Here is a 26318-nt window from a genome sequence, read left to right as displayed (position 1 = left end):
GGGGCTTTTTTTCGTTCGGGAGAACCGGGGCCGGTGAAGGCGGCTTATGCCTGCCGCTGCAACCCGTCCGCATCCTTCGCGGGCGCCGGCCGGTAGCCGAGCGATTCCGAGATGGTGAGCGCCGTGCGGCTCAACTGGCCGAGCCACGCGTCCTGCAGGCGATCGGCCGGTGCCGACAGCGACAGGCCCGCGACGAGCTTGCCCGAATCGTCGTAGATGCCGGCCGCGATACAGCGCACGCCGAGCTCCAGCTCCTCGTTGTCGCGTGCGCACGATTGCTGGCGGACGATCGTCAGCTCGCGCTCGAGCTTCGCGATATCGGTGATGCTGTTCTGCGTATGGCCGGACAGCCCCGTGCGCGTCGCGTAGGCGCGCACGCGCGACGTTTCGTCGGCCGCCAGGAACAGCTTGCCGACCGACGTGAGGTGCAGCGGCGCGCGTCCGCCGATTGCACGGACGACCTGCATCCCGGAACGCTCCGAATACGCGCGCTCGATATAGACGATCTCGTCGCCCTGGCGCACCGACAGGTTCACGGTCTGCCCGGTGAGGCGGTGCAGCTCGCGCATCGGATTCAGCGCCGCGTCGCGCACCGACAGGCGCGCCTTCACGAGGTTGCCGAGCTCGAGCAGCCGCATGCCGAGGCGGTACGTGCCGGGATCGGAGCGGTCGACGAGACGGCAGGTCACCATGTCGTTGAGGATGCGGTGCGCGGTCGACGGGTGCAGCTCCGTGCGCTGCGCAAGCTCCTTCAGGCTGACTGGGTCGCTGTGCGCGGCGAGCGCGTCCAGCAGCCGCATCATGCGTTCGATCACCTGGATCGACGTTTTTGAATCCGGGGTGGGTTGGCTCATGTCGGGGGAGGAATCGGTTGACGCGTCAAGCGGAGTTGGGCCGATTGTATCTCGTATTGTGAAAAAAGCGAACGCCGTTCGAGGAAGTCCTCGTTTCGCGCAGTGCGGGCTTGCGCGCGCGCCGGCGTTGGTCTTGCCGGCCAAACGGCGGATAATGAGAGCCGTTTTCTCGAAGGAGCACGTATGCGAGTCGGTTTGTTCGTGACCTGCCTGGTCGATCTGATGCGCCCCGAAATCGGTTTCTCGGCGCTCAAGCTGATTCGCGACGCCGGCTACGAGGTGATCGTGCCGCCCGCGCAGACCTGCTGCGGCCAGCCGGCCTACAACTCCGGTGATCGTGCGCTCGCGCGCGATCTCGCGGAAAAGACGCTGCGCGAGTTCGAGCAATTCGATTACGTCGTCGCGCCGTCGGGTTCATGCGGCGGGATGATACGCACGCACTACGGCGACCTGTTCCGCGACGACCCCGAACTGATGGGGCGCTACGCGCGGCTCCAGCCGAAAGTCTACGAACTGACCGATTTCCTCGCGAACGTCGCCAGGGTCTCGCTCGAACCGGGCGAGTTCACCGGGCCCGTTACCTATCACGACTCGTGCTCGGGCCTGCGCGAACTCGGCGTGAAGGCGCAGCCGCGCGCGCTGCTCGCGCAGCGCGGCATCGCGGTCACCGAGATGAAGGACTGCGAGCACTGCTGCGGCTTCGGCGGCACGTTCGCGGTCAAGTACGGCGACATCTCGGCGGCCATCGCGGACGAGAAGTGCGCGAACGTGCGTGCGTCGGGCGCGGGCGCCGTCGTGCTCGGCGATCTCGGCTGCATGCTGAACATCGAAGGGCGGTTGCGCCGCACCGGCGACCGCGACACGCGCGTGCTGCACGTCGCGCAGGTGCTGGCGGGCGACGTCTGACGCCCGGTTCCGCTCACTTTTCCCCCGATACCGCGATGCAAGTCCAATCGATGCATTTCAAGGCGCGCGCCGGCCAGAAGCTGGCCGACCAGCGCCTGCAGCAGAACCTGAAGAAGCTGTCGACGAAGTTCGTGTCCGCGCGCGCCGACGCGATGACCGCGATCGACTTCCCGGCCACGCGCGCCGCGCTCAAGGCGCGCCGCAACCGCGCGCTGGAGAACCTGGACGTGTGGCTCGACGCATTCGAGCGCGAGGCGACGCGGCGCGGCACGACGGTGCTGTTCGCCGAAACGACCGCGGATGCCGCGCGGCTCGTGGCCGACATCGCGCGCCGGCACGACGTGAAGAAGGTCATCAAGACCAAGTCGATGGTGTCCGAGGAAATGCGCCTGAACGCGGTGCTCGCGGAGATGGGCGTGCAGTCGATCGAGACGGATCTCGGCGAATACATCCTGCAGATCAACGACAACGAGCCGCCGAGCCACATCATCGCGCCCGTCGTGCACAAGGACAAGGAAGAGATTGCCGACCTGTTCGCGCGCACGCATCACCGCGAGCGGCTCACCGAGATTCCGGACATGACGCGCGAGGCGCGCGAGGTGCTGCGCCCGCATTTCATGTCGGCCGACATGGGCGTGACGGGCGGCAACTTCGTGATCGCCGAGACGGGCTCGGTCGCGATCGTGACGAACGAAGGGAACGAGGGGATGTGCACGGTGATGCCGCGCGTGCATGTCGCGGTGACGGGCATCGAGAAGGTGCTGCCGACACTCGAAGATCTGGCGACCGCGATGCGCCTGTTGCCGCGCTCGGCGACGGGGCAGAAGACGTCGAACTATTTCTCGCTGCTGACCGGGCCGCGCGGCCCGGGCGACGAGGACGGCCCCGAACACAACTACGTGGTGCTCGTCGACGGCGGTCGCACCGGCCTGATCGGCGGCGAGTTCCAGGAGATGCTGCGCTGCATCCGCTGCGGCGCGTGCATGAACCACTGCCCGGTTTACCAGAAGGTCGGCGGCCATGCGTACGGCTGGGTCTACCCGGGGCCGATGGGGTCGGTGCTGACGCCGAGCTACGTCGGGCTCGAGCGCACGCTCGACCTGCCGCAGGCCGCGACGCTGTGCGGCGAATGCGACAGCGTGTGCCCGGTCGGGATTCCGTTGTCGCACCTGTTGCGCACGCTGCGCGAGAAGCAGGTCGAGCGGCACCTGCGGCCGTGGCGCGAGCGGGCTGCGCTCGCCGCATGGGGCTTCGTCGCGCGGCGGCCGATGCTGTACGCGCTGACGACCAAGCTCGCGGTGCGCGTCCTCGAACGGCTCGGCGGCAGCGGCGGCATGCTGCGGCGCCTGCCGATGATGGGCGGCTGGATGGACACGCGCGACATGCCGACGCCGACCGGGCGCACGTTCCGCGAACTGTACGCGGCATCGCAAAGCCACCTCGGCTGAAGACTGTTCATCCGGCGACAACAGTGCGTTCGCTATTTGTATATTTATCTCGATAGATGCGGTCTATAGAATCCTGTCTGTAGTCCCCGGAATTGGGTTTCGGGGTACGAGGTCAAGGAGGTCCGCATCATGAGAAAGACAATATCGATGTACTGGCCGCTGGCAATCGTCGTCCCGCTGGCTGCGGCTGCCTATCTGCATGCGATGGCCGATGCGCCGTCGCGCGGCCCGCTGGCGGTTCACCAGGCGTCTGCCGAACTGGCGCGCGCGGTGTCGTTCGGTCTGGTCGGCGACGCGGCGAAGCCGCTGCCGGCGGCATCCGGCGACGTCGTGCTCGCCGCGCCGAAGGCGCTGTAATGCACGGCGCCGTCGCTTTGCGCGGCGGCGCGATTTCGGGCGCCTTTGTATAATGGCGCGTTCTGCTCCCACGCGGTCCGCCGCGGCTTTCCGATAGTGCGATGACCCGCGTTGCGATCTGTTTCGTCTGTCTCGGCAACATCTGCCGTTCGCCCACCGCGGAAGGCGTGATGCGTCACCAGGTCGACGCGGCCGCGCTGGCGGATCGGATCGCGATCGATTCGGCCGGCACCGGCGACTGGCATGTGGGCGAGCCGCCCGATACGCGTGCGCAGGTGGCCGCGCGCAGCCGCGGCTACGACCTGTCGACGCTGCGGGCGCGGCAGGTGAGTGCGGTGGATTTCGAGCGTTTCGACCTGCTGCTGGCGATGGACGAAGCGAATCTCGCGGAACTGCATCGCCGCTGCCCGCCGCAGCATCGCGACAAGGTGCGCCTGCTGATGGAATTCGCGCCGGACTCGGTCGAAACCGAAGTGGCCGATCCCTATTTCGGCGGTGCGCAGGGCTTCGAGCAGGTGCTCGATCAGGTCGAACGCGCGTGCGCGGGCCTGCTGGAGACGCTTCGGGCCCGCACGGAGCGCTGATCGCGCGGTATTCAGCGATCTGCGAATACCCTATCAAAGGCATGGATACTTGACTAAATTCGTCAAATATTTATACTTGACCAAAATCGTCAAGATTGCAGTCCCCTAGACACCATGAGACTCACCACCAAAGGCCGTTTCGCCGTCACGGCGATGATTGACTTGGCACTGCGCCAGGAGCAGGGCCCGGTGACGCTTGCAGGCATCAGCCAGCGCCAGCGGATTTCGCTCTCGTATCTCGAACAGCTGTTCGGCAAGCTGCGCAGGCATGAAATCGTCGAATCCGTGCGCGGCCCGGGCGGCGGCTACAACCTCGCGCGTCGCGCGCAGGACGTCACCGTTGCCGACATCATCATCGCGGTCGATGAACCGCTCGACGCCACTCAATGCGGCGGCAAAGGCACGTGCGACGGCTCGAAGCAGCCCGACGGCCATTGCATGACGCACGAGCTGTGGTCGACCCTGAACCAGAAGATGGTCGAATACCTCGACTCCGTGTCGCTGCAGGATCTCGTCGATCAGCAGCGTGCACGCGAGGGCGCACCCGCGGTGCTGCGCGACCGGCGCACGCCGGAGCCCGTCGCCGCACCGGCCGAGCCCGTGCGCACGATGCCGCTTGGCCCCAATTCGGTGTTCAACATCGCGAGTTCGTGAGCGCGAAGGCGCCCGCCATACCCCATAACGCACATAGTCCCTGCACAGAATACCCGGAGCGACAGATGACCCAAGAGACTCTCCACCTGCCCATCTATATGGATTACAGCGCGACGACGCCTGTTGATCCGCGCGTGGTCGACAAGATGGTGCCGTACCTGCGCGAGCAGTTCGGCAACCCGGCGTCGCGCAGCCACGCTTACGGCTGGGATGCAGAGCGTGCGGTCGAGGAAGCGCGCGAGCAGGTGGCCGCGCTCGTGAACGCGGATCCGCGCGAGATCATCTGGACGTCCGGCGCAACGGAATCGGACAACCTCGCGATCAAGGGTGCCGCGAACTTCTACAAGGGCAAGGGCAAGCACATCATCACGGTGAAGACCGAGCACAAGGCCGTGCTCGACACGTGCCGCGAGCTCGAGCGCGACGGTTTCGAAGTCACCTACCTCGACGTGAAGGACGACGGCCTGATCGACCTCGACGCGTTCAAGGCCGCGCTGCGCCCCGACACGATCCTCGTGTCGGTGATGCACGTGAACAACGAGATCGGCGTGATCCAGGACATCGAGACGATCGGTGAAATCTGCCGCGAGAAGGGCATCATCTTCCACGTCGATGCGGCGCAGTCGACCGGCAAGGTCGGGATCGACCTCGCAAAGCTGAAGGTCGACCTGATGTCGTTCTCGGCGCACAAGACCTACGGCCCGAAGGGCATCGGCGCGCTGTACGTGCGCCGCAAGCCGCGCGTGCGCATCGAGGCGCAGATGCACGGCGGCGGCCACGAGCGCGGGATGCGTTCGGGCACGCTGGCGACGCACCAGATCGTCGGCATGGGCGAAGCGTTCCGCATCGCCCGCGAAGAAATGGCGACCGAGAACGAGCGCGTCCGCATGCTGCGCGACAAGCTGCTGCGCGGCCTGTCGCAGATCGAGGAAACGTACGTGAACGGCGACATGGAGCACCGTGTCCCGCACAACCTCAACATCAGTTTCAACTTCGTCGAAGGCGAGTCGCTGATCATGGCGATCAAGGACGTCGCGGTGTCGTCGGGCTCCGCCTGCACGTCGGCGTCGCTGGAGCCGTCGTACGTGCTGCGTGCGCTCGGCCGCAACGACGAACTGGCACACAGCTCGATCCGCTTCACGGTCGGCCGCTTCACGACGGAGCAGGAAGTCGACTTCGTGATCAATCTGCTGAACGGCAAGATCGCGAAGCTGCGCGAACTGTCGCCGCTCTGGGAGATGCACCAGGAAGGCATCGACCTGTCGACGATCGAATGGGCCGCTCACTAAGCGCCACACTGAACATAGCCGCGGGCGGATTCGCGCACGCAGACGTAACGAGTCAAGGAGTCTGAGTCATGTCTTACAGCAACAAGGTTCTGGATCACTACGAAAACCCGCGCAACGTCGGTTCGTTCGCGAAGGACGACGACACGGTCGGCACGGGCATGGTCGGCGCGCCGGCCTGCGGCGACGTGATGAAGCTGCAGATCCGCGTCGGCGCGGACGGCGTGATCGAAGACGCGAAGTTCAAGACCTACGGGTGCGGTTCGGCGATCGCGTCGAGCTCGCTCGTGACCGAATGGGTGAAGGGCAAGACGCTCGACGAAGCACTGTCGATCAAGAACACGCAGATCGCCGAAGAGCTCGCGCTGCCGCCGGTGAAGATTCACTGCTCGATCCTCGCGGAAGACGCGATCAAGGCAGCCGTGGCCGACTACAAGAAGCGCCACGACACGACGGAAGGCGATCAGGCAGCAGCCTGAGCGGCATCGAGCGGCTTCAGAAGGAAACGCGGCGGGCCCCGGTGGCGCGTCGCGGCAAGGACATCATGGCAATTACACTGACCGAAAAAGCAGCACAGCACGTCCAGAAATACCTCGTCCGTCGCGGCAAGGGTGTGGGCCTGCGGCTTGGCGTTCGCACGACCGGGTGCTCGGGGCTCGCGTACAAGCTCGAGTATGTCGACGAGCTGGCTCCCGAGGATCAGGTGTTCGAGAGCCATGGCGTGAAGGTCGTCGTCGATCCGAAGAGCCTCGCGTATATCGACGGCACCGAACTCGATTTCGCCCGCGAAGGCCTGAACGAAGGGTTCAAGTTCAACAACCCGAATGTGAAGGACGAGTGCGGCTGCGGCGAATCGTTCCGCGTGTGACGCGGATCTCCGCGCAATGCGGGCAATAGGCGGCACGGGCCGCCTTTTTAATGTGCGGCGTTTGCCGCGCGACGAACCGGAATTGAACGCGACGATGGTCTCGCTGAAAGACAGCCACTTCGACCTGTTTCACCTGCCGGCGCAATTCGCGCTCGACGAAGCGACGCTCGACGCCGCCTACCGGACGGTGCAGACGCAGGTGCATCCGGACCGCTTCGCGGCGGCCGGCGACGCGCAAAAGCGCATCGCGATGCAATGGGCAACCCGCGCGAACGAGGCGTACCGCACGCTGCGCGATCCGCTGAAGCGCGCGTCCTATCTGCTGTCGCTGCGCGGCGTCGATATCGGTGCGGAAAACAACACCGCGATGGAGCCTGCGTTCCTGATGCAGCAGATGGAGTGGCGCGAGGGCATCGAGGATGCCGCGGCCGCCCGCAACGTCGACGCGCTCGACGCGCTGCTCGCCGAGTTGCGCGACGAGAAGCGCGTGCGCGTCGAACGCCTCGGCACGCTGCTCGACAGCGGCGCCGATCAGGCGGCCGCCGAGGCCGTGCGCCAGTTGATGTTCATCGAACGGGTCGCGTCGGAAGTGGGCACGCAGATCGAGCGCCTCGAAACTTAACCGCGTGCCTTGCGGCACGCGCAGCAAACGGGCCGAGCGCCCGAACGAACCAAGATGGCTTTACTGCAAATTTCCGAACCGGGCATGGCGCCGGCGCCGCACCAGCGGCGACTCGCCGTCGGGATCGATCTCGGCACGACGAACTCGCTCGTCGCGGCCGTGCGCAACAGCGTGGCCGAAGTGCTGCCGGACGAAGCGGGCCGCGTGCTGCTGCCGTCGGTGGTCCGTTATCTCGAGAAGGGCGGCCGCCGCATCGGCCACGAAGCGAAGGAGCAGGCCGCGGCCGATCCGCGCAACACGATCGTGTCGGTCAAGCGCTTCATGGGCCGCGGCAAGGCCGAGGTCGAAGGCGCGGCGAACGCGCCGTACGAATTCGTCGAGGCGCCGGGCATGGTGCAGATCCGGACCGTCGACGGCGTGAAGAGCCCGGTCGAAGTGTCGGCCGAGATTCTCGCGACGCTGCGCTATCGCGCCGAGGATTCGCTCGGCGACGATCTGGTCGGCGCGGTGATCACGGTGCCCGCGTATTTCGACGAAGCGCAGCGCCAGGCGACCAAGGATGCTGCGCGCCTCGCGGGCCTCAACGTGCTGCGCCTGCTGAACGAACCGACGGCCGCGGCGATTGCCTACGGCCTCGACAACGCGGCCGAAGGCCTCTATGCGGTGTACGACCTCGGCGGCGGCACGTTCGACCTGTCGATCCTGAAGCTGACGAAGGGCGTGTTCGAAGTGCTGGCCGCGGGCGGCGATTCCGCGCTCGGCGGCGACGACTTCGATCACGCGCTGTTCGATCACGTGCTCGCGCAGGCCGGCATCGACGCGAAGACGCTCGCACCCGAGGACGTGCGCCTGCTGCTGGACCGTGTGCGCGTGCTGAAGGAGGCGCTGTCGTCCGCGCCGCAGGCGTCGCTCGACGTGACGCTGTCGGGCGGCGCGCACGTCGTGCAGACGATCTCGCACGACACGTTCGCTTCGCTCGTCGAGCCGCTCGTACAGCGCACGCTCACGCCGACCCGCAAGGCGCTGCGCGACGCGCAGGTGACGCCGGCCGACATCAAGGGTGTCGTGCTGGTCGGCGGCGCGACGCGCATGCCGGTAATCCGTGACGCGGTCGCGAAGCATTTCGGCCAGCCGCCGCTCGTGAACCTCGATCCGGACCAGGTCGTCGCGCTCGGCGCGGCGATCCAGGCCGACCTGCTCGCGGGCAATCGCGGCACCGGCGACGACTGGCTGCTGCTCGACGTGATTCCGCTGTCGCTCGGCGTCGAGACGATGGGCGGCCTGGTCGAGAAGATCATTCCGCGCAACTCGACGATTCCGATCGCTCGCGCGCAGGAATTCACGACCTTCAAGGACGGCCAGACCGCGATGGCGATCCACGTCGTGCAGGGCGAGCGCGAGCTCGTCGCCGACTGCCGGTCGCTCGCGCGCTTCGAGCTGCGCGGCATTCCGCCGATGACGGCCGGCGCCGCGCGCATACGCGTGACCTATCAGGTCGACGCGGACGGCCTGCTGTCGGTGTTCGCACGCGAACAACTGTCGGGCGTCGAGGCATCGGTCGTCGTGAAGCCGTCGTACGGCCTCGCCGACGACGATATCGCGAAGATGCTCGAGGACAGCTTCAAGACCGCCGAAATCGACATGCGCTTACGCGCGCTGCGCGAAGCGCAGGTCGAGGCCCAGCGGATGCTCGAGGCGACGCAGGCCGCGCTGGCGGCCGACGCCGAACTGCTCGATGCGGACGAACGTACGCAGATCGACGCGCTCGCCGCGGCGCTGCGCGCGGTTGCGCAGGGCGACGATACGAATGCGATCGAAGCGGCGACCAAGACGCTGGCCGACGGCACCGACGAATTCGCGGCGCGCCGGATGGACAAGAGCATCAAGCGCGCACTGTCGGGCCGCCGGCTCGACGAGATCTGAACTCACGAACTGCGCAGCGGCCGGCGACGACGGCCCGCGCGATAATGAACCGTGCGGCGCCTGTCGCCGCACCCTGACTGACGGAACGGACATGCCTCAACTGGTGGTGCTGCCTCACGTCGAACTGTGCCCGGATGGCGCAGTGATCGACGCGACGCCCGGCAAGAGTATCTGCGACAACCTGCTCGATCACGGGATCGAGATCGAGCATGCATGCGAGAAGTCGTGCGCGTGCACGACGTGCCACGTGGTGATCCGCGAGGGCTTCAACGATCTGACGCCGTCCGAGGAGGACGAGGACGATCTGCTGGACAAGGCGTGGGGCCTCGAGCCGACGTCGCGCCTGTCGTGCCAGGCGATCGTGAACGAAGATTCGGACCTGGTGGTCGAGATTCCGAAGTACTCGATCAACCACGCGAAGGAAAATCACTGACCAACCGGAGGCAGGCGATGAAATGGACCGATTCGCGCGAACTAGCCATTGCGCTGGCGGACAAGTACCCGGACATCGACCCGCAGCGGATCAACTTCGTCGACCTGCGCCAGTGGGTACTTGAACTCGACGGCTTCGACGACGATCCGAAGCATTCCGGCGAGAAGATCCTCGAGGCGATCCAGGCGCACTGGATCGACGAATCGGACTTCGACGACGAAGACTGAGCACGGCGTGCGCCGCACTGGTGCACGCGGCTCCCATGAGAAAACGGCTCGTGAGCGATCGCTCACGAGCCGTTTTCGTTTTCAGGTCGCTTGCCCGCGCACGACACGCGGGCAGGGCGCGCTTACGCGCCGACCAGCGTGCCGTTCTCGATCCGCACGCGCTGGCCCTGGCCGAACGGCGGCGGGTTGTGGTACGTGAACGTACGCGTCGCGCCGCTTTCCATCTGCACTTGCACCTGATAGTCGGTTTCCGCGCGTACCTGCTTCTCGACCTGGTTGCCGGCGAGACCGCCGCCCAGCGCGCCGATGATCGTCATCGCGGTGCGGCCGTTACCGCGGCCGAACTGGTTGCCGAGCAGGCCGCCGGCCGCTGCACCGCCAACGGCGCCGATCCCCGAGCTCTGGCCCGGCGTGCGCGTCTGCGTGATCGCGACGACCGTGCCGCAAGTCTGGCAATAGGTTTGCGCAGGCGCCGACGGCTGTTGCTGTGCGTATTGCGGCGGCTGCGGTGCCGTCGTGTGGCGGCGGTGCGTCGGCGCCGGGCGCGGCGCGGGCTTCGGTTCGGCCTGCGCGATCGCCTTCTGCTGCGCGGCGGCTTGTGCGGCGGCCTGTTCGGCTGCCTGCTGCTGGGCTTGCGCGGCCAGCGCGGCGCTGGCGGCTGCGGCGGTATCGACGGCCGGCTGCGACGCGATCAGCGCGGCCTGGGTCTGGCCGTTCTGTTCGTTGCTGCTGCTGGCCTTCGGGAAGACGCCCGTGATCGCTGCCGTCGCCGCCAGGCTGGCGACGATGACGGCGCCCGCTGCAGTGGCGATCAGCGGGTGGAGGCGTTGCTTTTGCGGCGTGGTCTGATTCTGGTTGTCCATTTTGTTCTCCGATGTCGATCCGGATCGGCATGTCGGCGCCGGGCCGGATCCCACGCTTCGGGATCGAGCAGACTCGGCGTTCCGGCGCCTCGTTCTGGTCCCGTGGTCATGCGTGGTGACGCAAACGGAGTGTCGTCCAGTGGCGAGCGGTGCGCCGTATCAAGGTGTAACGAATTGCAGCGGAGCGCGGGCGATCGTTACCGGGAAAACCCGGGGCAGGCCGTCGCGACGAGGGAATAAAACGGGGCTGGATCGAAAGCCGGCGGACGCCGGCTGGCGGGATTTACGCGTCGTTACAAAGCTGACGCGTGTACGCCGCAGCGCGCGGCGCACACGCGGGTAGGGCTGTCAGTCTTCGCGGCGCAGATGCGGGAACAGCAGCACGTCGCGGATCGTCGGGCTGTCGGTCAGCAGCATCACGAGGCGGTCGATGCCGATCCCGCAGCCGCCGGTCGGGGGCATCCCGTATTCGAGCGCGCGGATGTAGTCGGCGTCGAAGAACATCGCTTCCTCGTCGCCCGCATCCTTCTGCTCGACCTGCTTCTTGAAGCGTGCGGCCTGGTCTTCCGGATCGTTCAGCTCCGAGAAGCCGTTCGCGATCTCGCGGCCGGTCATGAACAGCTCGAAACGCTCGGTGATGCCCGGCACCGTATCCGATGCACGTGCGAGCGGCGACACCTCGATCGGGTAGTCGATGATGAACGTCGGTTCCCAGAGGTGCGCTTCGGCCGTTTCCTCGAACAGCGCGAGCTGCAGTGCGCCGGTGCCCGCGTTCAGGAACGCCGGTTGCGCGACGTCGACGCCGAAGCGCTTCAGTTCGGTGCGCAGGAACGCGTCGTCGGAGAGCTGGCCGTCGGTGTACTGCGGCGCGTACTTCTGGATCGCCTGCGTGATCGTCAGGCGATGGAACGGCTTCGCGAGGTCGAGTTCGCGGCCTTGATACTGGATCGTCGCGGTGCCGAGCGCATCGATCGCCGCCTGGCGGATCAGTTGCTCGGTGAAGTCCATCAGCCAGCGATAGTCGGTGTACGCGGCGTAGAACTCCATCATCGTGAATTCCGGATTGTGGCGCGGCGACACGCCTTCGTTCCGGAAGTTGCGGTTGATCTCGAACACGCGCTCGAAGCCGCCGACGATCAGGCGCTTCAGGTACAGCTCCGGCGCGATGCGCAGGAACATCTGCATGTCGAGCGCGTTGTGATGCGTGACGAACGGCTTCGCGGCCGCGCCGCCCGGGATCGGGTGCAGCATCGGCGTCTCGACTTCCATGAAGTCGGCCGAATCCATGAACTTGCGGATCGACGCGATCGTCTTGGTACGCGCGCGGAACGTGTCGCGCGTTTCCGGCGTGACGATCAGGTCGACGTAGCGCTGGCGGTAGCGCATTTCCTGGTCGGACAGGCCGTGGAACTTGTCCGGCAGCGGACGCAGCGCCTTCGACAGCAGGCGCAGTTCCTTGCACTGGACCGACAGCTCGCCCTTGTTGGTGCGGAACAGCACGCCGCGCGCGGCGACGATGTCGCCGAGGTCCCACTTCTTGAACGCGTCGTAGGTTTCCGCGCCGACGTCGTTCGGCGTCACGAAGAACTGGATCTGGCCCGACCCGTCCTGCACCGTCGCGAAGCTCGCCTTGCCCATCACGCGCTTGAGCATCATGCGGCCGGCGACCGACACCTCGACCGGGTTCGCTTCGAGCGCCGCCTTGTCCGAGTCGGCGAATTTCACCTGCAGATCGGCTGCGTGGTGGGTCGGCCGGAAGTCGTTCGGGTAGGCGACGCCTTGCTCGCGCAACGCGCGCAGCTTCTCGCGGCGCTCGGAAATGATCTGGTTTTCGTCCGCTGCGACGGCGGGCTGCGTTTGAGTCGGTTCGGTCATGATGGTCGGAATTCGGAATGGGTGCGGCAACGCAAACGGGAAGGGCAAGGATGGCGCGACCTGGCCAGGCCGCGCCGCGGCGCTTACACGCCCTGTTTGAGGCTCGCGCTGATGAAGTCGTCGAGATCGCCGTCGAGCACCGCGCGCGTGTTGCTCATTTCGACGTTCGTGCGCAGGTCCTTCACGCGGCTCTGGTCGAGCACGTACGAGCGGATCTGGTGGCCCCAGCCCACATCGGTCTTGCTCGATTCGAGCTTGTCCTGCTCGGCCTGGCGTTTGCGCATCTCGACTTCGTACAGGCGCGACTTCAGCATCGCCATCGCTTCCGCGCGGTTGCGGTGCTGCGAGCGGTCGTTCTGGCACTGCACGACGATGCCGGTCGGCATGTGCGTGATCCGCACCGCGGAGTCGGTCTTGTTGATGTGCTGGCCGCCGGCGCCCGATGCGCGGTACGTGTCGATGCGCAGGTCGGCCGGGTTGATCTCGACTTCGATCGAGTCGTCGATTTCCGGATAGACGAACACCGACGAGAACGACGTGTGGCGGCCGCCCGACGAATCGAACGGCGACTTGCGCACGAGACGGTGGATGCCCGTTTCGGTGCGCAGGAAGCCGTATGCGTATTCGCCCGAGACCTTGACTGTCGCGTTCTTGATGCCGGCGACGTCGCCGTCGGACTCTTCGAGCACTTCGGCCTTGAAGCCCTTGCGTTCGCAATAGCGCAGGTACTGGCGCAGCAGCATCGACGCCCAGTCGCACGCTTCGGTGCCGCCGGCGCCGGCCTGGATGTCGATGAAGCAGTTGTTCGGGTCGGCCGGGTTCGAGAACATCCGGCGGAACTCGATGTCGCCGACGCGCGCTTCGAGTTTCGCGGCGTCGTCTTCCGATGCGACGAGGGTGTCTTCGTCGCCTTCCTCGCGAGCCATCTCGAACAGGTCGAGCGCGTCGCGCAGGTCGCTATCGAGCACCGTCAGCGTCGTGACGACACCGTCGAGCAGCTTCTTCTCGCGACCGAGTGCCTGGGCGTTCTTCGAATCGTTCCAGACGTTCGGGTCTTCGAGTTCCTTGTTGACTTCGATCAGACGCGCAGCTTTGGCGTCGTAGTCAAAGATACCCCCGGAGCTCGCCCGCGCGGTTGCGCAGGTCGAGCAGGGAGCTTTCGATCGCGTTGAGACGTTCCGCTTCCATGATCGCTCGCTATTCTTGCTTCGTAAAAAAGCGGAATTATAGCCGATCGGCGGAGTTGCCCGGTGACGCGAACAGTGCTCGCGCGCGCGCCGCAGCCCCGTTCGGTGCGGCAATGCATGCATCGGCGGGCGCCGCGGGCCGGACGGCCCGCGCTCAGCCGGCCGCGTGCTCGACGATCAACTGGACGCGCGTGACGCCGTTCCACGTGTCGGCGACGAGGCGATACGCGATCAGCGCACTCGCCGGCAGCGGCTCGGTATGGTTGAACCAGATCGCGTTGAGGCGCTGGCGGCCGCGCGCAAGCTGCAGCTTCAGGTGCTTTTCCTTCACGAGCGACTGCGATACGACGTCGAATTCGCCCGAGAAAAGCGGGGCCGGAAAACCTTGCCCCCAGACGGCCTCGTCGAGCAGCCCGACGAACTGCGGCGTGAAGTACGCGTCCTCGAGTTCGCCGTCGGTCTCGATCACGCGGGCGAGCGCATCGTCGGACAGCCATTCGCGCGCGACGGCCTCGAACGCGGCCGCGAAGCGCGGCACGTTCTCGGTGTCGAGCGTGAGGCCGGCCGCCATCGCATGGCCGCCGAACGCGACGATCAGGTCCGGTTCGCGTTTCGACACGAGGTCGAGTGCGTCGCGCAGGTGGAAGCCGGCGATCGACCGGCCCGATCCCTTGACCCGCTTGCCTTCGTCGTCGGCGTGCGCGAACGTGAACGACGGGCGGTGGAATTTTTCCTTGAGCCGCCCGGCGACGATGCCGATCACGCCCTGGTGCCACTCGGGGTTGAACAGCGTGATCGTGCACGCGTCGGCCGGGTCCACGTCGGCGAGATCGGCGAGCGCCTGCTGCTGCATGCCGGCCTCGATCTCGCGGCGCTCGCGGTTCATCACGTCGAGCTGCTGCGCCAGATCCCACGCGCGGCCGATGTCGTCGGTGATCAGGCACTCGATGCCGAGCGACATGTCGGACAGCCGCCCCGCGGCGTTGAGCCTGGGGCCGAGGCCGAAACCGAGATCGAAGCCCGACGCGGTGCGCGCTTCGCGCGCGGCGGCGCGGAACAGCGCGGCGACGCCCGGCTGCATGCGGCCGTTGCGGATGCGCTGCAGCCCTTGTGCGACGAGCACGCGGTTGTTGCCGTCGAGCCGCACGACGTCGGCGACGGTGCCGAGCGCGACGAGGTCGAGCAGGCCGTCGAGGCGCGGCTCGGCTTCCTTGCTTGCGAATGCGCCGCGGCGGCGCAGCTCGGCGCGCAGCGCAAGCAGCACATAGAACATCACGCCGACCCCGGCGAGGTGCTTGCTCGGGAACACGCAGCCGGGCTGGTTCGGGTTGACGATCGCGCGGGCGGCGGGCAGCGCGTCGCCGGGCAGGTGGTGGTCGGTCACGAGCACGTCGATGCCGCGCGCGTTCGCGGCTTCGACACCTGCGACGCTTGCGATCCCGTTGTCGACGGTGATCAGCAGGTCGGGCTTGCGCGCGGCCGCGAGCGCGACGATCTCGGGCGTGAGGCCGTAGCCGTATTCGAAGCGGTTCGGCACCAGGTAGTCGATCTGCGCGCCGAACATCCGCAGGCCGCGCACCGCAACCGCGCACGCGGTCGCGCCGTCGCAGTCGTAGTCGGCGACGACGAGCAGGCGCCGCTTGTCGGCGATCGCGTCGGCAAGCAGCGATGCCGCGTCCGCGCAGCCTTTCAGCTCGGTGGGCGGGACGAGGCGCGCAAGCGCGGTCTCGATGTCGGTCGGGGACTGCACGCCGCGCGACGCGTACAGGCGCGCGAGGACGGGATGCAGGCCGTGGCGCGCGAGCACTTCGGCGTCGGCGGGCGCGACGGGGCGGGTAACGATCCGGGTCATTCGGGGTCTGCTGGTTATTCGAACAGGGAGGCGAGCGCACGGCGGCGCCAGAACTTGCGCAGGTCGCCGCGCGTCGCGTGCAGCGTCACGGAGCTCGTGTCGCCGCACAGCGTGAAGTCGACGCTGGCGAGCGCGCCGTTCTGCAGTGCGGCGAGCGCCGGCGCGAACCAGTCGCGCTCGAGCGCGGCGAGCCCGTCGTGCCAGCGCGCCCAGTCCTGTTCGATGAAGGGGGTGGTCAACGCCGGCAGTTCGACGAGCGTCGCGCCATCGGCGGCCGACAGCGCGCCGAACGTGGCGGGCGGGGTGCCGGCTTCGGCTTGCGCGGCGCGCGCGAGGCCGAGCGCGGCGGACGACGCGGACAGCACGCGCGCGAACGGCTTGCCGACCGGCTTCAGCGTGCCCTGTGCATGGAACCAGATCGAATTGACGGTCGGCAGGCCACGCGCCTCGCGGGCTTCGTTGACCGGATGCTCGAACCACGCCATCTGCACTTCGTTCTGCAGTTTCATCCACATCCGCGAGCGTTCGCCCGTGTGCGCCTCGTGCGGCAGCCAGATCTCGATGTTGCGGCCGCTTGCGCGCAGCGGCGCGGCGCCGGCGAGCCGCGCGAGCTGTTCGCTCGACAGGTACCAGCGCGCGGGGTTCGGCGCTTCGAGTCGCACGCCGAGCTCCTCGATCAGCGGCCGCGCGACCGCGAGCAGCGCCGCCGCGTCGCCGTCGTCGAGCGCGAGGGCCGCCGGGTCGACGAGCACCAGGTGGTCGTGCGCGATTTCGACGTGCACCGGCTCGACGCATGCCCATGCGTGCGCGCCGGGTTCGCCGCCGTCCGCCAGCAACATGTAGGGCGCGAGCGGCGCTTCGTCCGCGGCGTTGCCCCGGGTCGCGCCGAACTGGCGGGCCAGCCAGCGCTCGTGCGGCAGCGTGCGCTGGAAGTCTTCGCCGGCTACGCGCTCGACGAGGCTCGCGCGGGCGAGCAACTTTTCGAGCGCGGGGCTGTCCAGCGTGTGCAGGGACGAGGCCGCATCGGCCGCCGACGGCAGCGCGAACGGAACGAGAAAATGGAGGCGTCGGTCGTGCATGATGGTGCGCATTGTATGGCAAACTGCGCGCGTGATCGGGCCGGCAGACGGCCCGTTCGCGTCCGGCGGCCGTTTTTTGACCGTGCCCTGGCCGGCGGCCGCCGCCGGGCGGCGGTCCGGCCCCGGGGCGCCTCCCCGCCGTAACCAGCAGAAAGGATTCGCTTGAAACTTCCGTACGAATGGCAGATCGGCTGGCGCTATACGCGCGCCGGCAAACGCACGACCGGCAACGGCTTCATTTCCTTCATCGCCCTCGTATCCATGCTCGGGATCGCGCTTGGCGTCGCGGCGCTGATCGTCGTGCTGTCGGTGATGAACGGCTTCCAGAAGGAAGTGCGCGACCGCATGCTGTCGGTGCTCGCGCACGTCGAGGTGTTCTCGCCGACGGGTTCGATGCCCAACTGGCAACTGACCGCGCAGGAAGCGCGCCGCAATCCGTCGGTGGTCGGCGCGGCGCCGTACGTCGACGCGCAGGCGCTGCTCACGCGCCAGGACGCGGTGAGCGGCGTGATGCTGCGCGGCGTCGAGCCGGCGCTCGAGCCGCAGGTGTCGGACATCGGCAAGGACATGAAGGCCGGACAGCTCGGCGCGCTCGTGCCGGGCCAGTTCGGCATCGTGCTCGGCGACGCGCTCGCCGGCAACCTCGGCGTGACGGTCGGCGACAAGGTCACGCTCGTCGCGCCCGAAGGCTCGATCACGCCGGCCGGGATGATGCCGCGCCTGAAGCAGTTCACGGTCGTCGGCGTGTTCGAGTCCGGCCACTACGAATACGACAGCACGCTCGCGATGATCAACATCCGCGATGCCGAGGCGCTGTTCCGGATGGCCGCGCCGACCGGCGTGCGGCTGCGGCTGACCGACATGCAGAAGGCGCCGCAGGTCGCGGTCGAGTTGTCGCATACGCTGTCGGGCAGCCTGTACATCCGCGACTGGACGCAGCAGAACAAGACGTGGTTCTCGGCCGTGCAGATCGAGAAGCGGATGATGTTCATCATCCTGACGCTGATCATCGCGGTGGCCGCGTTCAACCTCGTGTCGTCGCTCGTGATGACGGTGACCAATAAACAGGCCGACATCGCGATCCTGCGCACGCTCGGCGCGCAGCCGGGGTCGATCATGAAGATCTTCGTCGTGCAGGGCGTGACGATCGGCTTCGTCGGCACGGCGTCGGGCGTCGCGCTTGGCTGCCTGATCGCGTGGAGCATCCCGTGGCTGATCCCGATGATCGAGCACCTGTTCGGCGTGCAGTTCCTGCCGCCGTCCGTGTACTTCATCAGCGAACTGCCGTCCGAGCTGGTTGCGAGCGACGTGATCCGGATCGGGCTGATTGCGTTCGTGCTGTCGGCCGTCGCGACGCTCTATCCGAGCTGGCGCGGCGCGAAGGTGAAGCCGGCGGAGGCGCTCCGCTATGAATGACCGCGCGACCGCATTCGCGGATTCAAAACAACACAACAGACAGGATTCGGCAGGTATGCAGGATTACGTGCTTCAGGCGCGCGGGATCACGAAGGCGTTCGTGCAGGGCGGCTTCAATGTGCAGGTGCTCAACAACACCGAGCTGACGGTGCGGCGCGGCGAGAAGCTCGCGGTCGTCGGCGCGTCGGGTTCCGGCAAGAGCACGCTGCTGCACGTGCTGGGCGGGCTCGACGAGCCGAGCGCCGGCGAAGTGTCGCTGCTCGGCAAGCCGTTTACGCAACTCGCCGAGCGCGAGCGCAACGAATTGCGCAACCGCGCGCTCGGCTTCGTCTACCAGTTCCATCACCTGCTGCCCGAGTTCACTGCGCTCGACAACGTCGCGATGCCGCTGCGCATCCGCCGGATGACGACCGAGGACGCGCGTGCGGAGGCCCAGGCGATGCTCGAGCGCGTCGGTCTCGGCCCGCGTGCGAAGCACCGGCCGGGTGAGTTGTCGGGCGGCGAGCGGCAGCGTGTCGCGATCGCGCGCGCGCTGGTCACGAAGCCCGCGTGCGTGCTCGCCGACGAGCCGACCGGCAACCTCGACGGCACCACGGCAGACACGGTGTTCAACCTGATGCTCGAACTGTCCGAGACGCTCGAAACGAGCTTCGTGATCGTCACTCACGATCCCGATCTTGCCGCGCGCTGCGACCGCATCATGCGGTTGCGTGACGGCGTGCTGCACGAGGAGCCGGCGCTGCCGGTGTAAGCGAACGCCCCTGCTCGCGCTGCCGGGTTCGTCCCGGCGCGGTGCAAGGGGACAGGAAACCGTCATGTGGATCGATACGCACTGCCATCTCGACGCCGCCGAGTTCGACGCCGACCGTGAAGCGGTCGCGCAGGCGGCGCGCGCGGCCGGCGTGTCGCGCATCGTGATCCCGAGCATCGGGCGCGACAACTTCACGACAGTGCGCGAACTCGCGCAGCGCACGCCGGGCGCGGCCTACGCGCTCGGCATCCATCCGATGTATACGCCGCACGCGCGCGACGAGGACCTCGACCGGCTGCGCATGGAGATCGAAGCGAGCCTCGACGATCCGCGCTTCGTCGCGATCGGCGAGATCGGCCTCGACTATTTCGTACCGGGGCTCGACGAAGGCCGGCAGCAGTTCTTCTACCAGGGACAGCTCAAGCTGGCGCGCGAATTCGACCTGCCCGTGCTCTGCCACGTGCGCAAGTCGCAGGACCGCGTGCTTGCGGGGCTGCGCCGTTTCAACGTGCGGCGCGGCATCGCGCATGCATTCAACGGCAGTTTCCAGCAGGCCGAAGCGTATCTCGCGCAAGGGCTGCATCTCGGCTTCGGCGGCAACGTGACGTTCACGCGCGCGTTGCAGATCCGCCGGCTTGCTGCGGAATTGCCGCTCGACGCGATCGTCGTCGAGACGGACGCACCCGACATCGCGCCCGAATGGGCGTACAAATCCCGCAACACGCCCGACCAGGTGCCGCGCATCGGCGACGTGCTCGCCGAACTGCGCGGTCTGGACGCCAGTTCACTCGGTCTATCCACTTCGGCCAACGCGCTCGCCGCGCTGCCGCGACTCGCCCTTTCGTCCGCATAATCGTTGCCGGTAGGCGCCGCGTTCGTCAGGGCGGCGCCCGGTCGACGAGGAGGCGGAATGCGCGTGTGGTGGATCGCGTTCGCGCTCGGCGTCGTCGTGCTGCAGCGGCAGGCGGCGTTGCCGGGTGCGATCGCATGGACGATCGGTGCGGTCGTGCTCGCGGGCTGTGCGGTGCTGGGTGCGTGGTGCATGCGCCGCCGGCACACGCGCACGACCGTCGCACTCGGATGGATGCTGTGCGCGCTCGCGGCCTGCGTGGCGGGGTTCGGTTATGCGGCGGCGCGGGCCGAATGGCGGCTGCGCGACGGCTTGCCCGTCGAGTGGGAAGGGCGCGATATCGTCGTCACCGGCGTGATCCGGGGGCTGCCCGTCGTCGACGAGACGGGTGCGCGGCTGCTGCTCGCTGTCGAGTCGAACGATGCGGGGCTGGCCCGTTTTCCGCCATTGATCCGGCTGTCGTTGCGCGCATATGGCACATCCGCGACCCGCGACCCGCTTCCCGACCTGCGTGCCGCGCAGCGCTGGCGCTTCGTCGTGCGCCTGAAGCGCCCGCACGCCGAGGCCAATGCCGGCGTGCGCGACAGCGAGGCGGCGTGGCTCGCCGCCGGCATTCGCGCGATCGGTTATGTCAGCGCGCCGCGGCGGTCGGTATTGCTCGATGCGCACGCATCGGGTTGGCGTGCATCGATCGATCGGCTGCGCGATGCGCTGCGCGCACGCATCGGCGAGACGCTCGATGTCGACGCCGGCCATCGCGGCATCGTCGCCGCGCTCGCGATCGGCGACCAGTCCGGTATCGACGGCGACGACTGGCGCGTGCTGCGCAACACGGGTACGAGCCACCTGGTCGCGATTTCCGGCCTGCACGTCGGGCTGGTTGGCGCGATTGCGGGCGGGCTCGTGTCGATGGTCTGGCGCCGGCTGCGCTGGCGTGCGCGAGCCGCGACGCTCGTGTTGCCGGCGCCGTACGCGGCATCGCTTGCCGCGCTGGCCGCGGCGGCCGGCTATGCGGCGCTGGCAGGCTTCAACGTGCCGGCGCAGCGCGCGTGGTGGATGATCGCGGCCGGCGGCATCGCATATCTGGCCGGGCGCAGCGTACCGACGTCGGCGGTGCTGTGCGCGGCGCTCGGCGGCGTGCTGCTCGCCGATCCGTGGGCCGTGCTGTCGGCCGGGTTCTGGCTGTCGTTCGGGGCGGTCGCCGTGATCCTGTTGACCGTCGCGGGCTGGCGCGCGACGCGTGAGGTCGACGCGGAAGGGGAAGAGCGCGGCGATACGGTCGACCTGTCGAGCCGATTGCGCACGTGGAGCACGCGCGCCGCGCGCCGTATCGCGGAAGCCGTGCGCGTGCAGTACGCGGTTACGATCGGTCTGGCGCCACTGACGGCGGCGTGGTTCGCGCAGATTTCGCTGTCGGGCCCGTTCGGCAATGCGTTCGCGATTCCGTGGGTGAGCACGGTCGTGACGCCGGTCGTGCTGGCCGGCATCGCGCTGCCCGCACCGCTCGATGCGTATGCGTTCCAGCTTGCGCATGCGGCGCTCGAACCGATGATGACGTTGCTCGGGCACCTCGCCGACTGGCCGGCCGGCGTGTTTTGGCTGCGGATGCCCGACTGGCCGGTGCTGGCGCTTGCGTGCGTGGGCGTTGCCTGGGTGCTGATGCCACGCGGCTGGCCGTTGCGCTGGGCGGCGCCGCTCACGTGGCTGCCGCTCGTTGCGCCGGCAGCCGATGCGCCGCCGCCAGGCGGTTTCCGGCTGACCGTGCTCGACGTCGGGCAGGGCGCGTCGGTGCTGGTGGAGACCGCGCGCCGAACCTTGCTGTTCGATGCGGGGCCGGGCGCGGAGTCGACGCATGCCGGTGCGCGGATCGTCGCGCCGGCACTGCGTGCGCGCGGCATCGCGGCGATCGATTCGCTCGTGCTCAGTCACGCGGACGCCGATCACGCGGGCGGCGCACCGGCCGTCTATGCGGCCGCCGACGTGCGCCAGCTGCTGGCCGGCATTCCACCGGACAGCCGGCTGTGGCGCGACGCGACGGCCGCCGGCGTCGCCGACCGGCTGCCGTGCGTGGCCGGGCAGCGCTGGATCTGGGACGGTGTTGTGTTCACGATGCTCTGGCCGTCGGGCGGCCCGGGCCCGGGTGCGTCGAACGGGCAGTCGTGCGTGCTGCGCATCGACGCGGGCGCTACGTCCGCGCTGCTGACCGGCGACATCGAAGCACGCGCCGAACGCCAGCTCGTGGACACCGCGCGCGACGCGCTGGCCGCGCAGATCCTGGTCGTTCCGCACCACGGCAGCCGCACGTCGTCGGTCGAGCCTTTCCTCGATTCGGTCGGGCCGCGCGTCGCGGTATTTCCTGTAGGCTATCGCAATCGCTTCGGGCATCCGCACCGGACCGTCCTCGCACGCTACGAGGCACGCGGGATTCCGCTGCCGCGCACCGATCGCGACGGCGCCGTGCGGTTCGACGTCGCACCGGCCGACGGCGGGTTTGCGTTCGAGCGGTATCGCGACGTACGGCGACGGTACTGGATGGACCGTTGACCGGCGCGAGGGCCGGTCTTATATAAAGAATGCACCGGGCCCGCGCAACGTGCCGAAGCGGCGGCCCGGCAGAATGCAACGCATCGGACGGGAACGAGTGCCAAAGCACTGACTCCCGTCGACAAAGGAGACATCGGCGTTTGAAGGACATCCTCCACTTCTCGCATGCGAACGGCTTTCCGGCGTCGACGTACCGCACGATCTTCGCCGAACTGGCTGACGACTACGAGCTGCGCTACATCGAACGGATCGGCCACGACCGCCGCTACCCGGTGACGCGCGACTGGCCGCATCTCGTCGAGCAGCTGCTCGACGACATCGGCAGCCGCTACGAGCGTCCCGTGTGGCTCGTCGGCCATTCGCTCGGCGGCTACCTGTCGCTGATGGCCGCGCTGAGGAAGCCGCAATGGGTGCGCGGCGTCGTGATGATCGATTCGCCGATCATCGCGGGCTGGCGTGCCGGCGCGTTGCGCGCGAGCCAGTGGGCAGGGCTCGACGAGCGGCTGTCGCCGGCCGCCGCGACGCGCAACCGGCGCACGCACTGGGTGAGCCGCGACGAAGTCTGGCGGCACTTCCGCGAGAAGCCCGCGTTCGCGCGCTGGGACGAACGGATGCTGGCCGACTACATCGACTACGGCATTCCGCAGGCCGGTGCCGACGGCGAGCGCGCGCTCGCGTTCGACCGGCAGGTCGAATACCTGATCTACCGGACGCTGCCGCACACGCTTGGCCCGCGGCTCGCGCACGGCGCGCCGGTGCCGCTCGGTTTTCTCGCCGGCACGCGTTCGCGCGAGGTGCGGCAGGTCGGGCTCGATGCGACGCGCCGTGCGACGCGCGGCCGCGTCGAGTGGCTCGAGGGCAGCCATCTGTTCCCGATGGAGCGGCCGCTCGAGACTGCCCGCGCATTGCAGCGGATGCTGAATTCGCTGAAGGCGGAGGAGGGCGGGGTGTCGCAGGGCGCCGCGCCGCTCGCGAAGCGCGCCTGACGCTGCCGTCCGGCGCCCCGGCATGCGCCGCGGCGCGCGGTTGCGCCGGGCGGCCGGTTCGCCCTCGGCGCGCACGGCGTGCAGGGCCGGCGCGGGTCCGCCCGAAGGGGCGCGATCATCACGTGTCATCCCGGCAATTGCTGAGAAAAGGGCGGGCTTTACGGTATAATCCGTTTTTCCCGCGAGCATCCAGCGATGACCAAATATGTTTTCGTCACCGGCGGCGTAGTTTCTTCCCTTGGCAAGGGTATTGCCGCCGCTTCCCTCGCCGCGATCCTCGAATCGCGCGGTCTGAAAGTCACCCTCCTCAAACTCGATCCGTACATCAACGTCGACCCCGGCACGATGAGCCCGTTCCAGCACGGGGAAGTGTTCGTGACGGAAGACGGGGCGGAGACGGACCTCGACCTCGGCCACTATGAGCGCTTCATCAGCACGAAGATGCGCAAGGCCAACAACTTCACGACCGGCCAGATCTACGAATCGGTGATCCGCAAGGAACGCCGCGGCGACTATCTCGGCAAGACCGTGCAGGTCATTCCGCACATCACGAACGAGATCCAGGCGTTCATCGAGCGCGGGGCCGCATCGGCCACCTGCGGCGAGCCGGATGTCGCGATCGTCGAGATCGGCGGCACGGTCGGCGACATCGAGTCGCTGCCGTTCCTCGAAGCCGCGCGCCAGATGAGCCTGCGCCTCGGCCGCAACAGCGCGTGCTTCGTGCACCTGACGCTGGTGCCGTACGTCGCGACGGCCGGCGAGCTGAAGACGAAGCCGACCCAGCACAGCGTGCAGAAGCTGCGCGAGATCGGCATCCTGCCGCACGTGCTGCTGTGCCGCGCGGATCGCCGCATCCCCGACGACGAATCGAAGAAGATCTCGATGTTCTCGAACGTGCCGGAAGACGCCGTGATCTCGGTGTGGGACGCCGACAGCATCTACAAGATTCCGCAGATGCTGCACGACCAAGGCCTCGACAAGATCATCTGCGACGAGCTGAAGCTGTCGCCGCACGATGCCGACCTGAGCATGTGGTCGGAGCTCGTCGAGAAGCTGGAGAACCCGAAGCACGAAGTGACGATCGGCATGGTCGGCAAGTACGTCGACCTGACCGAGTCGTACAAGTCGCTGATCGAGGCGCTGCGCCACGCGTCGCTGCACACGTCGACCAAGGTCAACATCGAGTACATCGACTCGGAAGAGATCGAGACGAACGGCGTCGACAGTCTGAAGCACCTCGACGCGGTGCTGGTCCCGGGCGGTTTCGGCCGTCGCGGCACCGAAGGCAAGATCGCGGCGATCCGCTATGCGCGCGAGTCGAAGGTGCCGTATCTCGGCATCTGCCTCGGCATGCAGCTCGCGGTGATCGAGTTCGCGCGCGACGTCGTCGGCCTGAAGCAGGCGAACAGCACGGAGTTCGATCCGGACACGCCGGAACGCGTGGTCGCGCTGATCACCGAGTGGTACGACCGCGACGGCAAGGTCGAGACGCGCACCGAGGAATCCGATCTCGGCGGCACGATGCGCCTCGGCTCGCAGCGCTGCCCGATCAAGCCCGGCACGATGGCGGAAGAAATCTATGGCAAGGACGTGAACGAGCGTCATCGCCACCGTTATGAAGTCAATAACCGCTTCGTGCCCCAGCTCGAAAGCGGCGGCCTTATCATCAGCGCGCGTACCCCGAGCGAGGATCTGCCGGAAATGATGGAACTGCCGCGCTCGATGCACCCGTGGTTCGTCGGCGTGCAGTTCCACCCGGAATTCACGTCCACGCCGCGTGACGGTCATCCCCTGTTCAAGTCGTTCGTCGAAGCCGCGCTGGGCAACAAGCAGGCGCGCGGAGTGAAAGCATGAAGCTGTGCGATTTCGAGGTCGGTCTCGACAAGCCTTTTTTCCTGATCGCGGGTACCTGCGTCGTCGAATCGGAGCAAATGACGATCGACACGGCGGGCCGCCTGAAGGAAATCTGCGAGAAGCTGAACGTTCCGTTCATCTACAAGTCGTCGTACGACAAGGCGAATCGCAGCTCGGGCAAGTCGTTTCGCGGCCTCGGAATGGACGAGGGCCTGCGGATCCTGTCCGAGGTGAAGCGCCAGCTCGGCCTGCCGGTGCTGACCGACGTGCATTCGATCGACGAGATCGAGCAGGTCGCGTCGGTCGTCGACGTGCTGCAGACGCCCGCGTTCCTGTGCCGCCAGACCGATTTCATCCAGGCGTGCGCGCGCTCGGGCAAGCCGGTCAACATCAAGAAGGGCCAGTTCCTCGCGCCGCACGACATGAAGAACGTGATCGACAAGGCGCGCGACGCCGCACGTGAAGCGGGGCTGTCGGAAGACCGCTTCATGGCGTGCGAACGCGGCGTCTCGTTCGGCTACAACAATCTCGTGTCGGACATGCGGTCGCTCGCGATCATGCGCGAAACGAACGCGCCGGTCGTATTCGACGCGACCCACTCGGTGCAGTTGCCGGGCGGGCAGGGCACGAGCTCGGGCGGCCAGCGCGAATTCGTGCCCGTGCTCGCGCGTGCGGCGGTCGCGACGGGGGTTGCGGGCCTCTTCATGGAAACGCACCCGAATCCGGCCGAGGCGAAGTCGGACGGCCCGAACGCGGTGCCGCTGAACCGGATGGGCGCGCTGCTGGAGACGCTCGTCACGCTCGACCAGGCGGTGAAGCGCAATCCGTTCCTGGAAAACGATTTCAATTAAAGATCGAATGAACCTTGCGACGGCTTCGCGCGTCAGTAGCGGAAGCGG

The 26318-nt window shown here is 67.5% G+C and carries 25 protein-coding genes; 19 read left to right on the top strand and 6 right to left on the bottom strand.

Going from position 1 to position 26318, the window contains the following annotated elements:
- Positions 1-44: 44 nt before the first annotated feature.
- On the bottom strand, positions 45-854 hold the full coding sequence (locus tag LXM88_RS16335) for an IclR family transcriptional regulator (protein ID WP_262534067.1): 810 nt from the start codon (positions 852-854) through the stop codon (positions 45-47).
- Positions 855-1037: 183 nt separating this feature from the next.
- On the opposite strand from LXM88_RS16335, the gene LXM88_RS16330 reads away from it, so the two are divergent.
- The 12 genes from LXM88_RS16330 (at position 1038) to iscX (ending at position 10162) form a co-directional block, all read left to right on the top strand.
- On the top strand, positions 1038-1760 hold the full coding sequence (locus LXM88_RS16330) for a (Fe-S)-binding protein (protein WP_262534064.1): 723 nt from the start codon (positions 1038-1040) through the stop codon (positions 1758-1760).
- Positions 1761-1795: 35 nt separating this feature from the next.
- A complete protein-coding gene (locus tag LXM88_RS16325; protein ID WP_262534062.1) occupies positions 1796-3208 on the top strand; it encodes a lactate utilization protein B in 1413 nt (470 codons plus the stop codon).
- A 129-nt stretch (positions 3209-3337) separates the two neighbouring features.
- Positions 3338-3565, top strand: coding sequence for a hypothetical protein (locus LXM88_RS16320; RefSeq protein WP_043190346.1), 228 nt, complete (start codon positions 3338-3340; stop codon positions 3563-3565).
- Positions 3566-3666: 101 nt separating this feature from the next.
- Entirely contained in the window at positions 3667-4149 is a 483-nt protein-coding gene (locus tag LXM88_RS16315; protein WP_262534058.1) for a low molecular weight protein-tyrosine-phosphatase, read from the top strand.
- Positions 4150-4263: 114 nt separating this feature from the next.
- Entirely contained in the window at positions 4264-4803 is a 540-nt protein-coding gene (gene iscR / locus LXM88_RS16310; protein WP_009691731.1) for a Fe-S cluster assembly transcriptional regulator IscR, read from the top strand.
- Positions 4804-4868: 65 nt separating this feature from the next.
- Positions 4869-6092: an IscS subfamily cysteine desulfurase gene (locus LXM88_RS16305; protein ID WP_262534041.1), complete on the top strand. Its 1224-nt coding sequence runs from the start codon at positions 4869-4871 to the stop codon at positions 6090-6092.
- Positions 6093-6160: 68 nt separating this feature from the next.
- Positions 6161-6568, top strand: coding sequence for a Fe-S cluster assembly scaffold IscU (iscU, locus tag LXM88_RS16300; protein ID WP_011352562.1), 408 nt, complete (start codon positions 6161-6163; stop codon positions 6566-6568).
- Between the two features lie 65 nt (positions 6569-6633).
- The gene (gene iscA, locus LXM88_RS16295; RefSeq protein WP_011885413.1) at positions 6634-6957 is read left to right on the top strand and encodes an iron-sulfur cluster assembly protein IscA; all 324 of its coding nucleotides are present in this window, start codon (positions 6634-6636) and stop codon (positions 6955-6957) included.
- A gap of 94 nt (positions 6958-7051) precedes the next feature.
- Entirely contained in the window at positions 7052-7579 is a 528-nt protein-coding gene (gene hscB, locus LXM88_RS16290; protein WP_096473039.1) for a Fe-S protein assembly co-chaperone HscB, read from the top strand.
- A 54-nt stretch (positions 7580-7633) separates the two neighbouring features.
- Positions 7634-9502 (top strand): Fe-S protein assembly chaperone HscA, encoded by a 1869-nt coding sequence (gene hscA, locus LXM88_RS16285; RefSeq protein ID WP_262533983.1) that lies wholly within the window; start codon positions 7634-7636, stop codon positions 9500-9502.
- Positions 9503-9593: 91 nt separating this feature from the next.
- Positions 9594-9935 (top strand): ISC system 2Fe-2S type ferredoxin, encoded by a 342-nt coding sequence (gene fdx, locus LXM88_RS16280; protein ID WP_047898490.1) that lies wholly within the window; start codon positions 9594-9596, stop codon positions 9933-9935.
- A gap of 17 nt (positions 9936-9952) precedes the next feature.
- The gene (gene iscX, locus LXM88_RS16275) at positions 9953-10162 is read left to right on the top strand and encodes a Fe-S cluster assembly protein IscX (RefSeq protein WP_034183561.1); all 210 of its coding nucleotides are present in this window, start codon (positions 9953-9955) and stop codon (positions 10160-10162) included.
- Positions 10163-10284: 122 nt separating this feature from the next.
- Here iscX and LXM88_RS16270 read toward each other — a convergent pair whose 3' ends face one another.
- From LXM88_RS16270 to LXM88_RS16250, 5 genes are all read right to left on the bottom strand, one after another.
- On the bottom strand, positions 10285-11025 hold the full coding sequence (locus LXM88_RS16270; protein WP_262533981.1) for a glycine zipper 2TM domain-containing protein: 741 nt from the start codon (positions 11023-11025) through the stop codon (positions 10285-10287).
- Between the two features lie 348 nt (positions 11026-11373).
- Positions 11374-12900: a lysine--tRNA ligase gene (lysS, locus tag LXM88_RS16265; RefSeq protein WP_262533979.1), complete on the bottom strand. Its 1527-nt coding sequence runs from the start codon at positions 12898-12900 to the stop codon at positions 11374-11376.
- Positions 12901-12983: 83 nt separating this feature from the next.
- Positions 12984-14088 (bottom strand): peptide chain release factor 2 gene (gene prfB, locus LXM88_RS16260; RefSeq protein WP_262533977.1). Its coding sequence is split into 2 segments (ribosomal slippage): positions 12984-14006 and positions 14008-14088, totalling 1104 coding nucleotides; the frame shifts between segments, so codons are not numbered across the junction.
- 153 nt (positions 14089-14241) lie between these two features.
- Complete coding sequence (gene recJ / locus LXM88_RS16255; RefSeq protein ID WP_262533975.1) at positions 14242-15939, bottom strand: single-stranded-DNA-specific exonuclease RecJ; 1698 nt, start codon at positions 15937-15939, stop codon at positions 14242-14244.
- A 14-nt stretch (positions 15940-15953) separates the two neighbouring features.
- A complete protein-coding gene (locus LXM88_RS16250) occupies positions 15954-17030 on the bottom strand; it encodes a regulator (RefSeq protein ID WP_262533972.1) in 1077 nt (358 codons plus the stop codon).
- A 150-nt stretch (positions 17031-17180) separates the two neighbouring features.
- On the opposite strand from LXM88_RS16250, the gene LXM88_RS16245 reads away from it, so the two are divergent.
- From LXM88_RS16245 to kdsA, 7 genes are all read left to right on the top strand, one after another.
- Positions 17181-18434 (top strand): lipoprotein-releasing ABC transporter permease subunit, encoded by a 1254-nt coding sequence (locus LXM88_RS16245; protein ID WP_262533970.1) that lies wholly within the window; start codon positions 17181-17183, stop codon positions 18432-18434.
- Positions 18427-19185, top strand: coding sequence for a lipoprotein-releasing ABC transporter ATP-binding protein LolD (gene lolD / locus LXM88_RS16240; protein WP_412524108.1), 759 nt, complete (start codon positions 18427-18429; stop codon positions 19183-19185). The genes LXM88_RS16245 and lolD overlap by 8 nt, the downstream gene beginning before the upstream one ends.
- A 64-nt stretch (positions 19186-19249) precedes the next feature.
- Positions 19250-20038: a TatD family hydrolase gene (locus LXM88_RS16235; RefSeq protein ID WP_262533966.1), complete on the top strand. Its 789-nt coding sequence runs from the start codon at positions 19250-19252 to the stop codon at positions 20036-20038.
- A gap of 57 nt (positions 20039-20095) precedes the next feature.
- A complete protein-coding gene (locus LXM88_RS16230) occupies positions 20096-22579 on the top strand; it encodes a DNA internalization-related competence protein ComEC/Rec2 (RefSeq protein ID WP_262533963.1) in 2484 nt (827 codons plus the stop codon).
- Positions 22580-22719: 140 nt separating this feature from the next.
- Entirely contained in the window at positions 22720-23565 is an 846-nt protein-coding gene (locus tag LXM88_RS16225) for an alpha/beta fold hydrolase (protein WP_262533961.1), read from the top strand.
- A 195-nt stretch (positions 23566-23760) separates the two neighbouring features.
- Positions 23761-25419, top strand: coding sequence for a CTP synthase (locus tag LXM88_RS16220; RefSeq protein ID WP_262533958.1), 1659 nt, complete (start codon positions 23761-23763; stop codon positions 25417-25419).
- Positions 25416-26270, top strand: coding sequence for a 3-deoxy-8-phosphooctulonate synthase (kdsA, locus tag LXM88_RS16215; RefSeq protein WP_262533955.1), 855 nt, complete (start codon positions 25416-25418; stop codon positions 26268-26270). The genes LXM88_RS16220 and kdsA overlap by 4 nt, the downstream gene beginning before the upstream one ends.
- The last annotated feature ends 48 nt before the right edge of the window (positions 26271-26318 follow it).

This window comes from Burkholderia sp. S-53, from assembly GCF_025560745.1.
Lineage (GTDB): Bacteria > Pseudomonadota > Gammaproteobacteria > Burkholderiales > Burkholderiaceae > Burkholderia > Burkholderia pyrrocinia.
The sequence above is the reverse complement of the archived record's forward strand: the minus strand, read 5'-3'. Positions and strand labels throughout refer to the sequence as shown.

Excerpts from the sequence above, each read along its gene's own strand:
- iscR (WP_009691731.1), top strand. The coding sequence starts at position 4,264 with ATGAGACTCACCACCAAAGGCCGTTTCGCCGTCACGGCGATGATTGAC.
- LXM88_RS16330 (WP_262534064.1), top strand. The coding sequence starts at position 1,038 with ATGCGAGTCGGTTTGTTCGTGACCTGCCTGGTCGATCTGATGCGCCCC.
- LXM88_RS16320 (WP_043190346.1), top strand. The coding sequence starts at position 3,338 with ATGAGAAAGACAATATCGATGTACTGGCCGCTGGCAATCGTCGTCCCG.
- LXM88_RS16230 (WP_262533963.1), top strand. The coding sequence starts at position 20,096 with ATGCGCGTGTGGTGGATCGCGTTCGCGCTCGGCGTCGTCGTGCTGCAG.
- iscU (WP_011352562.1), top strand. The coding sequence starts at position 6,161 with ATGTCTTACAGCAACAAGGTTCTGGATCACTACGAAAACCCGCGCAAC.
- hscB (WP_096473039.1), top strand. The coding sequence starts at position 7,052 with ATGGTCTCGCTGAAAGACAGCCACTTCGACCTGTTTCACCTGCCGGCG.
- LXM88_RS16220 (WP_262533958.1), top strand. The coding sequence starts at position 23,761 with ATGACCAAATATGTTTTCGTCACCGGCGGCGTAGTTTCTTCCCTTGGC.
- LXM88_RS16325 (WP_262534062.1), top strand. The coding sequence starts at position 1,796 with ATGCAAGTCCAATCGATGCATTTCAAGGCGCGCGCCGGCCAGAAGCTG.
- LXM88_RS16335 (WP_262534067.1), bottom strand. The coding sequence starts at position 854 with ATGAGCCAACCCACCCCGGATTCAAAAACGTCGATCCAGGTGATCGAA.
- LXM88_RS16305 (WP_262534041.1), top strand. The coding sequence starts at position 4,869 with ATGACCCAAGAGACTCTCCACCTGCCCATCTATATGGATTACAGCGCG.
- LXM88_RS16235 (WP_262533966.1), top strand. The coding sequence starts at position 19,250 with ATGTGGATCGATACGCACTGCCATCTCGACGCCGCCGAGTTCGACGCC.
- lysS (WP_262533979.1), bottom strand. The coding sequence starts at position 12,900 with ATGACCGAACCGACTCAAACGCAGCCCGCCGTCGCAGCGGACGAAAAC.
- fdx (WP_047898490.1), top strand. The coding sequence starts at position 9,594 with ATGCCTCAACTGGTGGTGCTGCCTCACGTCGAACTGTGCCCGGATGGC.
- recJ (WP_262533975.1), bottom strand. The coding sequence starts at position 15,939 with ATGACCCGGATCGTTACCCGCCCCGTCGCGCCCGCCGACGCCGAAGTG.
- LXM88_RS16250 (WP_262533972.1), bottom strand. The coding sequence starts at position 17,030 with ATGCGCACCATCATGCACGACCGACGCCTCCATTTTCTCGTTCCGTTC.
- iscX (WP_034183561.1), top strand. The coding sequence starts at position 9,953 with ATGAAATGGACCGATTCGCGCGAACTAGCCATTGCGCTGGCGGACAAG.
- hscA (WP_262533983.1), top strand. The coding sequence starts at position 7,634 with ATGGCTTTACTGCAAATTTCCGAACCGGGCATGGCGCCGGCGCCGCAC.
- LXM88_RS16270 (WP_262533981.1), bottom strand. The coding sequence starts at position 11,025 with ATGGACAACCAGAATCAGACCACGCCGCAAAAGCAACGCCTCCACCCG.
- lolD (WP_412524108.1), top strand. The coding sequence starts at position 18,427 with ATGAATGACCGCGCGACCGCATTCGCGGATTCAAAACAACACAACAGA.
- kdsA (WP_262533955.1), top strand. The coding sequence starts at position 25,416 with ATGAAGCTGTGCGATTTCGAGGTCGGTCTCGACAAGCCTTTTTTCCTG.
- LXM88_RS16315 (WP_262534058.1), top strand. The coding sequence starts at position 3,667 with ATGACCCGCGTTGCGATCTGTTTCGTCTGTCTCGGCAACATCTGCCGT.
- iscA (WP_011885413.1), top strand. The coding sequence starts at position 6,634 with ATGGCAATTACACTGACCGAAAAAGCAGCACAGCACGTCCAGAAATAC.